We start from the raw sequence: 13,194 nt of genomic DNA, 5'->3' as shown, positions 1-13,194 counted from the left end.
ATGCACATTCACATTCTCGGCATCTGCGGCACCTTCATGGGAGGGGTGGCGGCACTTGCTCGCGAAGCCGGCCACCGGGTGACCGGCTGCGACGCCGGCGTCTATCCGCCGATGAGCGACCAATTGCGGTCGCTCGGCATCGAGCTGATCGAGGGTTTCGGCGCCGACCAGCTGGCGCTCAGGCCGGACGTCTTCGTCGTCGGCAACGTGGTCTCCCGGGTCCGGCTGGCGGATGGCAGCCCCAAGTTCCCGCTGATGGAGGCCATCCTCGACGCCGGCGCGCCCTATACCAGCGGTCCGCAGTGGCTGGCCGAGCAAGTGCTGCAGGGACGCCACGTGATGGCGGTCGCCGGCACCCACGGCAAGACCACCACCACCTCGATGCTGGCCTGGATCCTCGAGCGCGCCGGCCGGGCGCCGGGCTTCCTGGTCGGCGGCGTGCCGCTCGACTTCGGCGTCTCGGCCCGGCTGGGCGGAGCGAAAGCGGCCCAGGCCGGCGCCGGGCCGCTCCCAAGGCGGCCTGCGGCCCCCTCGGGGGGCAGCGAACCACACGAAGTGGGGAGCGTGGGGGCCGCATTCGTCATCGAGGCGGACGAATACGACACAGCCTTTTTCGACAAGCGCAGCAAGTTCGTCCACTACCGCCCCCGCACCGCGATCCTGAACAACCTGGAATTCGACCACGCCGACATCTTCGACGACCTGGCGGCGATCGAGCGGCAGTTCCACCACCTGGTGCGCACGGTCCCGGGCCAGGGGCGGGTGGTGGTCAACGCCACCGAGGACAGCCTGCAGCGCGTGCTGGCCCAGGGCTGCTGGAGCGAGCTCGCGCGCTTCGGCGCCGGCGGCGAATGGCAGGCCGCGGGCCCGCACGACGCCTTCGACGTGCTGCGCGGCGGCGAACGGGTCGGGCGGGTCGAATGGGCGCTGTCGGGTCTGCACAACCAGATGAACGGGCTGGCGGCGATCGTCGCCGCCGAGCATGTCGGCGTCGCGCCGGCCGAGGCCGCCGCCGCGCTGGCGAGCTTCCGGAACGTGCGGCGGCGCATGGAACTGCGCGGCACCGTGGAACGCGCCACGGGGACGATCACGGTCTACGACGATTTCGCCCACCATCCGACCGCGATCCGCACCACGCTCGACGGCCTGCGCCAGAAACTCGATGCCGCCGGGCGCCGCCAGGACCGCATCCTCGCGGTGTTCGAGCCGCGCAGCAACACGATGAAGCTCGGCACCATGGCGGCCCAGCTGCCCTGGAGCCTGGAGGCCGCCGATCTGTCGTTCTGCCACAGCGGCGGCCTCGACTGGGATGCGGGCGCGGCCCTGGCACCGATGGGTGCGCGGGCCCGGGTGGCGAATGCCATCGAGCCGCTGGTCGCGCAGGTCGCGGCGGCGGCGCACCCCGGAGACCACATCGTCTGCATGAGCAACGGCGGCTTCGGCGGCGTGCACGACAAGCTGCTTTCGGCGCTGCGCGCGCCACAATGAGCGACTTATGCGCGCCCGCCAACTGATCGAAACCCTCCAGCTGCAGCCCCACCCCGAGGGCGGCTGGTACCGCGAGATGTTCCGCTCGTCGGCGCAGGTGCTGCCGGCCGACGGCCGGACGGCGCGCGATGCGCTGACCACCATCTACTTCCTGCTCGAAGCCGACCAGCATTCGCGCTGGCACCGGGTGCAGTCCGACGAGGTCTGGATCCATCTCGAAGGCGCGCCGCTGGCACTGTGGACCAGCGACGCGGCGCTGCGCACGCCGCCCGCCCACCTGCGGCTCGGCGCGGTCGACGTCCACGGCACCCGGCCCCAGCACACCGTGCCGGCCGGCCAGTGGCAGGCGGCGCGGCCGATCGTCGGGCCCGTGGGCCCCGACTACACGCTGGTGAGCTGCACCGTCGGACCGGGCTTCGACTTCGACGACTTCGCCTTCATGCAGCCCGACGGCGACGAGGCGGCGCTGCTGCGCCACCACTGGCCGGACCTGGCGGCGCTGATCTGATCGAGATCGGCGCCGGGCGGCGCTTCACTTCCGGCGCTTCTTGACCGCCTGCGAGAGAATTTCCAGCACCTGGGTCGAATCCTCCCAGCCCAGGCAGGCATCCGTGATGCTCTGGCCGTATTCGAGCGCGTCGATCGGGTCCTTGCCGGGCGTGAACTTCTGCGCCCCGGCTTTCAGGTGGCTCTCGACCATCAGGCCGAACACGCTGTGGCTGCCGCCCGCGACCTGGTCCGCAATATCGCGCGCGACCTCGATCTGCTTCTGGTGCTGCTTGCTGCTGTTCGCGTGGCTGCAGTCGACCATCAGCTTGGGCGGCAGCTTGGCCGCCTCGAGATCCTTGCAGGCCGCCGCGACGCTGGTGGCGTCGTAGTTGGGCGCCTTGCCGCCGCGCAGGATGACGTGGCAATCGCGGTTGCCGTTGGTCTGGACGATCGCCACCTGGCCGTTCTTGTGCACCGACAGGAAGTGGTGGCCGCGCGCCGCCGCCTGGATCGCATCGGTGGCGATGCGGATGTTGCCGTCGGTGCCGTTCTTGAAGCCGATCGGCGCCGACAGGCCCGAGGCCAGTTCGCGGTGCACCTGGCTCTCGGTGGTGCGGGCACCGATCGCGCCCCAGGAGATCAGGTCGCCGATGTACTGGGGCGAGATCACGTCCAGGAACTCGCTGCCGGCCGGCAGGCCCAGGCGGTTGATGTCGATCAGCAGCTGGCGTGCGATCCGCAGGCCCTCGTCGATGCGGAAGCTCTCGTCGAGGTAGGGGTCGTTGATGAGCCCCTTCCAGCCCACCGTGGTGCGCGGCTTCTCGAAGTAGACGCGCATCACGATCTCCAGGGTGCCCGCGTACTTGTCGCGCTCGGCCTTCAGGCGGCGCGCGTAGTCGAGCGCAGCGGCCGGGTCGTGGATCGAGCAGGGACCCATGATCACCAGCAGCCGGTCGTCCTTGCCGGCCATGATCTTGTGGATCGCATGGCGGGTGCCGGTGATCAGTGATTCGACCGGCGTCCCGGCGATCGGGAAGAAGCGGATCAGATGTTCGGGGGGAGGCAACACAGTAATGTCCTTGATGCGTTCGTCGTCGGTCCGGCTGGTTTTCTCGACGTTCGCGTACCAGGTGTCGCTGGGCGGGGCGGCTTTCGTGCTCATGTGTGCTTCCTTCGATGGGTCTGGATGTTGGTGGGGCAAAAAAAAACCGCCGGTGCTTGGGGCACCGGCGGTTTTGGGAGGTTCTGCTGTCTGCTTGCTTTACGCGCGCGCCTCTCGTCCGCCGGAGACCGGGAACCAAAAGAAGGCAAAGTAATAAGCGCGAGCTGCGGACATGGGGGTGGAATGTAGCACAGGCAGCGCGTTCACGGCTGCATTTACGAATCGGCGAAGGGATTTAGTCAGTTGAGGACAGAGCAAAAATTGCTACGCAATCTCTTGATCTGTCCCGCAAGGTCTCAGGCTGTACCGCCGACCGTCAGGCCGTCGATGCGCAATGTGGGCTGGCCGACGCCCACGGGCACGCTCTGCCCTTCCTTGCCGCAGGTGCCGACCCCCGAATCGAGCGCCATGTCATTGCCGATCATGGTCACGCGCGTGAGCGCATCGGGGCCATTGCCGACGATGGTCGCGCCCTTGACCGGGTACTGGATCTTGCCGTTCTCGACCCAGTAGGCCTCGCTGGCCGAGAACACGAACTTGCCGCTCGTGATGTCGACCTGGCCGCCGCCGAAGTTGGTGGCGTAGAGGCCCTTCTTGATGCTGGCGACGATTTCTTCCGGCACCCGGTTGCCGCCCAGCATGTAGGTGTTGGTCATGCGCGGCATCGGCGCGTGGGCATAGCTCTCGCGGCGGCCGTTGCCGGTGGGTTTGGCCTTCATGAGGCGGGCGTTGAGCGAGTCCTGGATGTAGGCCTTGAGGATGCCGTCCTCGATCAGCACGTTGCGCTGGGTCGCGTTGCCTTCGTCGTCGACATTGAGCGAGCCACGGCGGTCGGCGATGGTGCCGTCGTCGAGCACGGTCACGCCCTTGGCCGCGACGCGCTCGCCGATGCGGCCCGAGAAGGCGCTCGAGCCCTTGCGGTTGAAGTCGCCTTCAAGCCCGTGGCCGATGGCCTCGTGCAGCAGGATGCCGGGCCAGCCCGGGCCGAGCACGACGGTCATCTCGCCGGCCGGTGCCGGGCGCGAATCGAGATTGGTGAGGGCCGACTTGACCGCCTGGTCGACGTACTCGGCGATGTGCGCGTCGTCGAAGTAGGCCAGGCCGAAACGGCCGCCGCCGCCGCCGGAGCCGACCTCGCGGCGGCCGTTCTGCTCGGCGATCACGGTGACCGACAGGCGCACCAGCGGCCGGACGTCGGCCGCGAGGGTGCCGTCCGCGCGCGCCACCAGCACCACGTCGTATTCGCTCGCCAGGCCGGCCATGACCTGTGCCACCCGCGGGTCACGCGAGCGGGCCAGCTGCTCGACCTTCTCGAGCAGCTTGACCTTGGCCGTGCTGTCCAGGGTCGAGATCGGGTCGATGCCGTTGTAGAGCGAGCGGCTGCCGGCGATCTTGCGCGCCGGCGCCTTGACCCGCGCGGTCTTGCCGGCGGAGGAGATGCTGCGCACGGTGCGTGCGGCATCGAGCAGCGAGGCCTCGGAGATGTCGTCCGAATAGGCGAAGGCGGTTTTCTCGCCGCTGACCGCGCGCACCCCGACGCCCTGGTCGATGCTGAAGCTGCCGGTCTTGACGATGCCCTCTTCGAGGCTCCAGCCTTCGCTGCGCGTGTACTGGAAGTAGAGATCGGCGTCGTCCACCTTGTGCGCCTTGATCTCGGCGAGCGCACGCGACAGGTGCGATTCGTCGAGACCGAAGGGCGTGAGCAGGAGGTTCTGCGCCGTGGCGAGGCGCTCGATGGTGGGTTCGCGAGAAATCATCAAGGCATTCTAGGAGCGGAATGCCAGAAGGACGTCAGCTCTGGATCAATCGCTTGGCGCGGGATATGGACATCAGGATGCCCAGCCCCAGCCCCAGGGTGACCATCGCAGTGCCGCCATAGCTGATGAAGGGCAGCGGCACCCCCACCACCGGCAGGATGCCGCTCACCATGCCCATGTTCACGAAGGCGTAGGTGAAGAAGATCATGGTGACCGCGCCGGCCAGCAGACGGGAGAACAGGGTCGGCGCGTCGAGCGCGATCGCCAGGCCGCGGAAGATCAGGAAGATGAAGGCGGCGATCAGCGCCAGGTTGCCGGCCAGGCCGAATTCCTCGGAGTAGGCGGCGAAGATGAAGTCGGTGGTGCGCTCGGGGATGAACTCGAGGTGGGTCTGGGTGCCCTGCATGAAGCCCTTGCCGCCGACGCCGCCGGAGCCGATGGCGATCATGCCCTGGATGATGTGGAAGCCCTTGCCGAGCGGGTCCTTGGTCGGGTCGAGCAGCGTGCAGACGCGCTGCTTCTGGTAGTCGTGCAGGATCTTCCAGTCGAAACCGTTGGCGCACAGCTGGGACTCGAAGCCGACGATCAGCGCCACCACGACCAGGCCGATCACCACCGGCGGCAAGATCAGCTTCCACGACAGGCCGGCGAAGAAAATCACGGACAGCCCGGTGGCCAGCACCAGCAGCGCGGTGCCAAGGTCGGGCTGCTTCATGATCAGGCCGACCGGCACCGCCAGCAGCAAGGTGGCGACGATGAAGTCGAGCGGCCGCAGCTGCCCCTCACGGCGCTGGAACCACCAGGACAGCATCAGCGGCATCGCGATCTTGAGGATCTCGCTGGGCTGGATCACGACGCCGACATTGATCCAGCGCTGGGCGCCCTTCTTGGTGATGCCGAACAGCGCCACCGCCACCAGCAGCGCCACGCCCAGGGTGTAGATCGGCACTGCGGCCATCATGAGGCGCTGCGGCGGCACCTGGGCCACCACGAACATGATGAAGGCGGCCAGCAGCATGTTGCGGCCGTGGTCGACGAAGCGGGTGCCATGGTCGTAGCCGGACGAATACATGGTCAGCATGCCGGCACAGCCCAGCAGCAGCACGGCGAAGGCGAGGAAGCCGTCGAAGCCCTGGAACACGGGCAACACGCGCCGTGCGAGCGAAGGTTGATTGAAGACGGCCGACATGGGGTGGGGATTATCGCCGCCCGAGGCCCTCCGGATGGGCCCCAGGGCCAATTCCGGCCCCGGTTCCGGATAATCGCCGCATGCCGCCCACCACCCACCTGCTCTATCTCCACGGCTTCCGCTCCTCGCCCCGGTCGACCAAGGCCAGCCAGATGGCGCAGCGCGTGGCCAAACTGCACCCGAACCTGCATTGGTGGTGCCCCCAGCTGCCGCCCTCGCCGCGCGAGGCGGTCGCGCTCGTGATGCGGGGCATCGCCGGCTGGCCGCGCAGTTCGATGGCGGTGGTGGGCTCGTCGCTCGGCGGCTTCTACGCCACATATGTAACAGCCACCACCTATTGCCGGGCGGTGCTGCTGAACCCGGCGGTCGACCCGGCGCGCGACCTGGTGCGTCACATCGGCGACCAGACGCTCTGGCACGACCCGTCCGAGCATTTCCACTTCCGCCCCGAATACATCGCCGAGCTGCGTGCGCTCCAGGTCGGGCCGCTGGACCGGCCGGAGCAGGTCTTCGCGGTCATCGCCAAGGGCGACGAAGTGCTCGACTGGCGCGACATGTCGGACCGCTACCCGGGCAGCCGGATCAAGCTCCTCGAAGGCGGCGACCACGCGCTGTCGGACTTCGAGGCCCAGCACCTGGACGAGGTTCTGGCCTTCATCGACCCTGTCTGAGCGGCCTGCGCCGCTGCGCATGGGAGAATCCGCGCCATGTTTGTATTGTTCGAAGAAGCCGGCAAATACCTGGGCGGCCGCGTCCTGTCGGAGGCCGAAGCCTCGGCCCAGGTCGAGCTCGAGACCGGCAAGCGGGTCAAGGTCAAGAGCGCCAATATCGTGCTGCGCTTCGAGAAGCCGGCGCCGGCCGAGCTGATCGCCGAGGGCCGCGCGCTCGCCGCCACGGTCGACCTCGACCTCGCCTGGGAATTCGCGCCCGAGGGCGAATTCGGCTTCGACGAGCTGGCCACCGAGTATTTCCAGGCCCGTCCGACGCTGGTCCAGCAGGCCGCGGCACTGCTGGCGCTGTTCGACGCCCCGCACTACTTCCGCCGTGCCGGCAAGGGCCGCTTCAAGAAGGCGCCGGCCGAGATCATCCAGCAGGCGCTGGCCGCGATCGAGAAGAAGAAGCTGGTGCAGGCCCAGATCGCCGAATGGGCGGGCCAGCTGGCCGCGGGCGAATGCCCGGCGCCGGTGCGCGAGCAGCTGTTCAAGATCCTGTTCAAGCCGGACAAGAACGCGCCCGAATACAAGGCGGTCGTCGACGCCGCCCGCGCCACCCAGCGCCCGCCGCTCGAGCTGCTGAAACAGGCCGGCGCAATCGACTCGGCCTACCAGTTCCACTGGCGCCGCTTCCTGTTCGAGAACTTTCCGAAAGGCACCGGCTTCCCGGCGCTGCAGGCGCCGGCGATCGCCGACGAACTGCCGCTGGCGGCCGTGCAGGCCTTCTCGATCGACGATTCGCAGACCACCGAGATCGACGACGCCCTGTCGGTCCAGGGGCTCGGCAGCGGCACCGTGGTGGTCGGCATCCACATCGCGGCGCCCGGGCTGGCCCTGGTGCCGGGCAGCGCCATCGACCAGGTGGCGCGCGCGCGCATGTCGACGGTCTACATGCCGGGCCACAAGATCACGATGCTGCCCGACCACGTGGTCGAGGCCTACACGCTGCAGGAAGGGCGCGACTGCCCGGCCGTCTCGCTCTACGCCACTTTCGACGAAGAGACGCTGGCGCTCAAAGGCACCGAGACCCGGCTCGAACGGGTGCCGATCGTCGCCAACCTGCGCCATGACCAGCTCGACGCGGTGATCAACCAGGAGTGGCTGGAAGACGCCTCCGTCGGCGCCGCGGAAACGCCGGCGGCGCTGGCGCCGCTGCGCGCGCCGCTGTCCTTCCTGTTCCGCTTGGCGAAGCAGCTGAAGGCACAGCGCGAGGTGGCGCGCGGCAAGCCCGAGAACTTCAGCCGGCCCGACTACACCTTCCGCCTGCTCGGCAACGAGGGCGAGCCGACCGGCAGCGAGCAGGTGCAGATCGGCACCCGCCAGCGCGGCGCGCCGCTCGACCTGATCGTCTCCGAGGCGATGATCCTGGCCAACAGCAGCTGGGGCGGATGGCTCGGCGAGCTCGGCGTGCCCGGCCTCTACCGCAGCCAGGCCAGCCTGGCGCCCGGCATCAAGGTGCGGATGGGCACGCGGGCACTGCCGCACGCGGGCCTCGGCGTGAAGAGCTACGCCTGGAGCACCTCGCCGCTGCGCCGCTACACCGACCTCGTGAACCAGTGGCAGATCATCGCGGCGGCGCGCCACGGCAAGACCGCCGCGCTGGCGGCGCCGTTCAAGCCCAAGGACGCCGACCTGTTCTCGATCCTCTCGGGCTTCGATGCCGCCTACAGCACCTACAACGGCCACCAGGGCGGCATGGAACGCTTCTGGACCCTCAAGTACCTGCAGCAGGAAGGCATCACCGAGCTCGAGGCCACCCTCATCAAGGAACTGCCGAACGGCGCCCTGGCCCGGGCCGACCAGCTGCCGCTGGTGTTCGAGGTGACCGGCACGCAAGGCCTGCAGCGCGGCGCGCGGGTGCGCGTGCGGCTCGGCGAGATCGACGAGATCGCGCTCGACGTCCATGGCACGGTCATCGAACGGCTCGATGCCGCACCGGCCGACGCCGCCACGGACGACAGCGGCGAGGACGAGGAAGAAGTCGCCGGGCCGATCGCCATCGCGGTCGACCTCGCCGACAGCGAGGCCGCTCCGGAGAACGCACCGGTATGAACCTGCGCGACCTCAGCACGCTGCAGATCGCGCTCGGCCTGTCGGTCGCCGCGCATGCCGCCTTGCTGGCGGTCCGCTTCGTCGACCCGGAGTCCTTCAACCGGGTCTTCCAGGAGACGCCGCTCGAGGTGATCCTGGTCAACGCCCGGACCAACGAGCGGCCCGACAAGGCCCGCGCGATCGCCCAGGCCTCGCTGGCAGGCGGCGGCGACCTCGACCGCGGACGCGCCACCAGCCCGCTGCCGCCCTCCACCTTCACCGCCATCGGCGATTCGATGGAAGATGCCCAGCGCCAGGTCGAAGCCATGCAGCAGCAGCAGATGCTGCTGCTGGCCCAGATCAAGCAGCAGCTCGCCAGCATGCCGCTGCCCGATCCGCGCGCCAAGGGCAACCCCAGCGAGAGCGCGGCACGCGAAGAAAAACGGCGCCAGCTGGTCGAGCTGCTGGCCGAGATCGAGCGCCGCGTCAACGAAGAGAATGCGCGGCCCAAGAAGCGCTACATCAGCCCGGCCACGCGCGAGGCGGCCTACGCGGCCTATGTCGACGCGCTGCGCCGCAAGATCGAGGTGCGCGGCACCGAGAACTTCCCCGAATCGGCGGGCAAGAAGCTCTACGGCGAGCTGACGATGATGGTGACCGTCAACCACGACGGCACGATCCTCGCGACCGACATCGTCGAGGGCTCGGGCGACCGCACGCTCGACCGCCGCGCCCAGGCGATCGTTCGCAGCATCGGCAGCTTCGGCAAGTTCACCGATGCGATGCGGCGCCAGACCGACCAGATCGTGCTGCCGTCGCGCTTCAAGTTCACCCGCGACGAGACGCTGGAGACCCAGCTGTCGTCCAGACAATGAGCGACTGACGATGACCGACCTGTATTGCGTGATGGGCCACCCGGTCGAACACAGCCGCTCGCCCTGGATCCATGCCCGCTTCGCCGAGCTGACCGGACAGCAGCTGGAATACGGCCGGCGCCTCGCGCCGCTGGACGACTTCGCCGGCGCGGTGGCGGCGTTCCGCGCCCAGACCACGGGCACGGCGCGCGGCTGCAACGTGACGGTGCCGTTCAAGTTCGAGGCCGCGGCGCTGTCGCAGCACCTGACGCCGCGCGCGGCGCTGGCCCAGGCGGTCAACGTGCTGAGCTTCCGCGACGACGGCGTGCACGGCGACAACAGCGACGGCATCGGGCTGGTCAACGACATCCGGGTCCACGCGGGCGTCGCGCTGGCCGGCAGCGAGCTGCTGCTGCTGGGCGCAGGCGGCGGCAGCGCGGGCGTGCTGGGGCCGCTGCTCGAAGCCGGACCGCGCCGGGTCGTGGTGGCGAACCGCACCCTGTCCAAGGCGATCGCCCTGGTGCAGCGGCATGCGGCGCTGGCCTTGCAGCATGGGGTCACGCTCGAGGCGCAGGCGCTCGACAGCGTGCCGGGCCGCTTCGACGTGCTGGTGAACGCGACCGCGTCGAGCCTGTCCGGCGGCGAGGTGCCGGTGCCGGCCAGCGTGCTGAAGCCCGGAGCGCTCGCGGTCGACATGATGTATGGCGCCGCCGCAGCAGGCTTCATGGACTGGGCCCGCGTCCACGGCGCGGTGCCGCGCGACGGCCTCGGCATGCTGGTGGAGCAGGCCGCCGAGGCCTTCGAGATCTGGCGCGGCGTGCGGCCGCCGACCGCCCCGGTGCTGGCCGAGCTGCGCGCCCTCGTCGAGGCCAAGTGATCGCCGCCCTGCGCTGGCTCGGCTGCGTGCTGATCGCGGCCTTCGCGCTGCAGCTCTTCTTCATCCTCCGGATCGCCGCGATGGCGGTGATCGATCCGCAGTCGACGACCTTCCAGCGCTCCGAGGCCTGGCAGCTCGCCACCCAAGGGCGCAGCAACGGCGAGCGCGAATGGCGGCAGCAGTGGGTGCCCTACAGCCGGATCTCCGACAGCCTCAAGCGCGCCGTGATCGCCAGCGAGGACAGCGAGTTCATCTACCACCAGGGCGTGGAGTGGGAGGCCATCGAGCGGGCCCGGCAACGCAATGCCAAGGCCGAGGAGATCGCCGCCAGGCGCGCCGCCCAGATGCGCGCGCGCGGCAAGGAACCGCGCCCGGCGCCCTTGCGCGGCGGCTCGACCATCACGCAGCAGTTGGCCAAGAACCTGCTGCTGTCGAGCGAGCGCACGATGCTGCGCAAGGGCCAGGAACTGGTGCTGGCCACCGCGCTCGAGACCTTTCTGAGCAAGGAGCGGATCCTCGAGATCTACCTCAACAACGTCGAATGGGGCGAAGGCATCTTCGGTGCCGAGGCGGCGGCGCAGCACTATTTCAAGAAGCCCGCGGCACGCCTCGGCGTCAACGAGGCGGCCCGGCTGGCCGTGATGCTGCCGAGCCCCAAGTTCTTCGAGCGCCGGCAGGGGTCGGGCTATCTCGCGAGCCGCACGGCGACGATCGCCGCGCGCATGCCGGCGGCGGAATTGCCCTGAGGACGGCCCCGTATCATCGGGACCATGTTGCTTGCAAAGTTCACGGGGTGGGGATTGCTGGGCCTGATCCGGCTGCTCACCGGCGCCCAGGCGCGCTGGTGGGGCTGCCCGCCCAAGGCCGAGCAGCGCATCTACTTCGCCAACCACCAGAGCCATCTCGACCTCGTGATGATCTGGGCTGCCCTGCCCGAGGAACTGCGCGGCATCACGCGGCCGATCGCGGCGCGCGACTACTGGGCCAACACGCCCTTCAAGCGCTGGATCACGACCGAGGTGTTCCACGCGATCTATGTCGAGCGCGGCGGCGGCGCGCCGGTGGTGCCGCCGGCACCGCCCGAGCCACCGCCCGCGGTCCGTATCGAACCCTCGCTCGACGAGGCGCCCGCCGCATTCGCCGCGGCCGAGCCCGCCGGCGCGCAGTTCGAGATTCCGCTGTCGCAGCCGGCCCCCGAACCGGAGCCTTCGCCGCTCGCGCCGCCGGGCAGCGCCGAAGCGCTGGCGCCGCTGCAGCCGCTGATCGAAGCCCTGCAGGGCGGCTACTCGATCATCATCTTTCCCGAGGGCACGCGCGGCCACACGGGTGAACCGCAGAAATTCAAGTCGGGGCTGTTCACGCTGGCCCAGATGTTCCCCGAGGTCGTGCTGGTGCCGGCCTGGATCGACAACGTGCAGCGCGTGATGCCCAAGGGCGAGGTGGTGCCGGTGCCGATCCTGTGTTCGGTCACCTTCGGCGCGCCGATCAAGCTCGAAGAGGGCGAGGAACGCCGGCCCTTTCTCGACCGGGCGCGCGAGGCCGTGGTGGCGCTGCGGAACGTCTAGATGAACAACTACCTGCGCAGCCTTTCCCCGACGCACCAGGTCGCGGCCCTGTTCGTCATTGTCTTCGGCCTGCTGTTCATCGTCAGTACCGTCGCCTTCCTGCTGAGCTTCAGGGAGCGCCGCAACCCGGTCCACGACGAGATCTGGCAGCGCGAGCTGCGGCATTTCCGCGCGCTGCTGAGCACCACCTGGTTCATGGTGGTGGTGTTCTGGGTCGGCTGGGCCCTGGGCGAACGGGTGGCGACCCTGCTGTTCGCACTGATCGCCTTCCTGGCGCTGCGCGAGTTCATCACGCTCTCGCCGACCCGGCGCGGCGACCATCGCAGCCTGATCCTGGCTTTCTTCGTGGTGCTGCCGATCCAGTTCTGGCTGGTGGCGACCGCCCACTTCGACCTCTTCACGGTGTTCATTCCGGTCTACGTGTTCCTCGCCATTCCGGTCGTGAGCGCGCTGGCCGACGACCCGAGCCACTTCCTCGAGCGCAACGCCAAGCTGCAGTGGGGCATCATGGTCTGCGTCTACGGCATGAGCCACGTGCCGGCCCTGCTGCTTCTGTCCTTTCCGGGCTACGAGGGCAAGAGCGCCTTCCTGGTCTTTTTCCTGGTGATCGTGGTCCAGAGCTGCATGTTGGTGCAGCACCTGGTGTCGCGGCGCAAGGCGATGCCGGACGAGGGCGCGCCGGCACCCGAGCGCCTGCCGGGCCTGCTGGGCGCGATCCGGTACCGGCTGTTCATGCAGCCGCCCTTCGCCCCGAACGTCAGCCGCAGCTTCAACTGGACCAGCTGGGCGCTCGGCATGGCGATCGCGGGCGTGGTCGGCGGCCTGTTCTCGTTCATCACGCCGTTCAAGTTCGGCCAGGCCTTCGCGATGTCGCTGATCGCCTGCGTGGCCGGCTCGATGGGCCATCTCGTGATGAAGGCGCTCAAGCGCGATCGCGGCATTCCGAACTGGGGCCGGCGCGGCGTCGGCGTGACCGGTGCCAACGGCCTGCTCGACCGGGTCGATGCGCTGTGTTTCGCGGCGCCCGTTTTCTTCCACGCCGTGCGCTGGTACTTCCAGGTGTGACGCC

12 protein-coding genes are annotated in these 13,194 nt (G+C 69.0%); 9 read left to right on the top strand and 3 right to left on the bottom strand.

Annotated features, from left to right (window positions below):
* A complete protein-coding gene (mpl, locus tag AC1DF3_RS15195; protein WP_478140059.1) occupies positions 1-1,488 on the top strand; it encodes a UDP-N-acetylmuramate:L-alanyl-gamma-D-glutamyl-meso-diaminopimelate ligase in 1,488 nt (495 codons plus the stop codon).
* 7 nt (positions 1,489-1,495) lie between these two features.
* On the top strand, positions 1,496-1,996 hold the full coding sequence (locus AC1DF3_RS15190; protein WP_286533935.1) for a cupin domain-containing protein: 501 nt from the start codon (positions 1,496-1,498) through the stop codon (positions 1,994-1,996).
* A gap of 24 nt (positions 1,997-2,020) precedes the next feature.
* Here the strand turns inward: AC1DF3_RS15190 and AC1DF3_RS15185 are convergent, their stop codons facing one another.
* From AC1DF3_RS15185 to rodA, 3 genes are all read right to left on the bottom strand, one after another.
* Positions 2,021-3,139: a 3-deoxy-7-phosphoheptulonate synthase gene (locus AC1DF3_RS15185; protein ID WP_286533936.1), complete on the bottom strand. Its 1,119-nt coding sequence runs from the start codon at positions 3,137-3,139 to the stop codon at positions 2,021-2,023.
* Positions 3,140-3,435: 296 nt separating this feature from the next.
* Positions 3,436-4,896 carry a metalloprotease TldD gene (gene tldD, locus AC1DF3_RS15180; RefSeq protein WP_478140058.1) on the bottom strand — a complete coding sequence of 487 codons (1,461 nt, stop codon included), beginning with the start codon at positions 4,894-4,896 and terminating at the stop codon, positions 3,436-3,438.
* 34 nt (positions 4,897-4,930) lie between these two features.
* Positions 4,931-6,085 carry a rod shape-determining protein RodA gene (gene rodA, locus AC1DF3_RS15175; protein WP_286533939.1) on the bottom strand — a complete coding sequence of 385 codons (1,155 nt, stop codon included), beginning with the start codon at positions 6,083-6,085 and terminating at the stop codon, positions 4,931-4,933.
* An 80-nt stretch (positions 6,086-6,165) separates the two neighbouring features.
* Here rodA and AC1DF3_RS15170 point away from each other — a divergent pair, with 80 nt between their 5' ends.
* From AC1DF3_RS15170 to AC1DF3_RS15140, 7 genes are read left to right on the top strand one after another with little or no spacing between them, the layout of a single operon-like run.
* Entirely contained in the window at positions 6,166-6,756 is a 591-nt protein-coding gene (locus AC1DF3_RS15170) for a YqiA/YcfP family alpha/beta fold hydrolase (RefSeq protein ID WP_301813750.1), read from the top strand.
* Between the two features lie 36 nt (positions 6,757-6,792).
* Positions 6,793-8,850: a ribonuclease catalytic domain-containing protein gene (locus tag AC1DF3_RS15165; protein WP_286533942.1), complete on the top strand. Its 2,058-nt coding sequence runs from the start codon at positions 6,793-6,795 to the stop codon at positions 8,848-8,850.
* Positions 8,847-9,704, top strand: a complete 858-nt coding sequence (locus tag AC1DF3_RS15160) for an energy transducer TonB (RefSeq protein ID WP_286533943.1) — start codon at positions 8,847-8,849, stop codon at positions 9,702-9,704. The genes AC1DF3_RS15165 and AC1DF3_RS15160 overlap by 4 nt, the downstream gene beginning before the upstream one ends.
* Before the next feature lie 10 nt (positions 9,705-9,714).
* Positions 9,715-10,560, top strand: a complete 846-nt coding sequence (gene aroE, locus AC1DF3_RS15155) for a shikimate dehydrogenase (protein WP_478140057.1) — start codon at positions 9,715-9,717, stop codon at positions 10,558-10,560.
* Positions 10,557-11,306 (top strand): transglycosylase domain-containing protein, encoded by a 750-nt coding sequence (locus AC1DF3_RS15150; RefSeq protein WP_286533946.1) that lies wholly within the window; start codon positions 10,557-10,559, stop codon positions 11,304-11,306. The genes aroE and AC1DF3_RS15150 overlap by 4 nt, the downstream gene beginning before the upstream one ends.
* A gap of 27 nt (positions 11,307-11,333) precedes the next feature.
* The gene (locus AC1DF3_RS15145) at positions 11,334-12,125 is read left to right on the top strand and encodes a lysophospholipid acyltransferase family protein (protein ID WP_286534397.1); all 792 of its coding nucleotides are present in this window, start codon (positions 11,334-11,336) and stop codon (positions 12,123-12,125) included.
* Positions 12,126-13,190: a phosphatidate cytidylyltransferase gene (locus tag AC1DF3_RS15140; RefSeq protein WP_286533948.1), complete on the top strand. Its 1,065-nt coding sequence runs from the start codon at positions 12,126-12,128 to the stop codon at positions 13,188-13,190. It abuts the gene before it with no gap.
* Positions 13,191-13,194: the final 4 nt, after the last annotated feature.

Source organism: Variovorax sp. 10N432, assembly GCF_056394465.1.
This window is presented reverse-complemented; position numbering and strand designations above follow the sequence as displayed.

Excerpts from the sequence above, each read along its gene's own strand:
- mpl (WP_478140059.1), top strand. The coding sequence starts at position 1 with ATGCACATTCACATTCTCGGCATCTGCGGCACCTTCATGGGAGGGGTG.
- AC1DF3_RS15190 (WP_286533935.1), top strand. The coding sequence starts at position 1,496 with ATGCGCGCCCGCCAACTGATCGAAACCCTCCAGCTGCAGCCCCACCCC.
- AC1DF3_RS15185 (WP_286533936.1), bottom strand. The coding sequence starts at position 3,139 with ATGAGCACGAAAGCCGCCCCGCCCAGCGACACCTGGTACGCGAACGTC.
- tldD (WP_478140058.1), bottom strand. The coding sequence starts at position 4,896 with ATGATTTCTCGCGAACCCACCATCGAGCGCCTCGCCACGGCGCAGAAC.
- rodA (WP_286533939.1), bottom strand. The coding sequence starts at position 6,085 with ATGTCGGCCGTCTTCAATCAACCTTCGCTCGCACGGCGCGTGTTGCCC.
- AC1DF3_RS15170 (WP_301813750.1), top strand. The coding sequence starts at position 6,166 with ATGCCGCCCACCACCCACCTGCTCTATCTCCACGGCTTCCGCTCCTCG.
- AC1DF3_RS15165 (WP_286533942.1), top strand. The coding sequence starts at position 6,793 with ATGTTTGTATTGTTCGAAGAAGCCGGCAAATACCTGGGCGGCCGCGTC.
- AC1DF3_RS15160 (WP_286533943.1), top strand. The coding sequence starts at position 8,847 with ATGAACCTGCGCGACCTCAGCACGCTGCAGATCGCGCTCGGCCTGTCG.
- aroE (WP_478140057.1), top strand. The coding sequence starts at position 9,715 with ATGACCGACCTGTATTGCGTGATGGGCCACCCGGTCGAACACAGCCGC.
- AC1DF3_RS15140 (WP_286533948.1), top strand. The coding sequence starts at position 12,126 with ATGAACAACTACCTGCGCAGCCTTTCCCCGACGCACCAGGTCGCGGCC.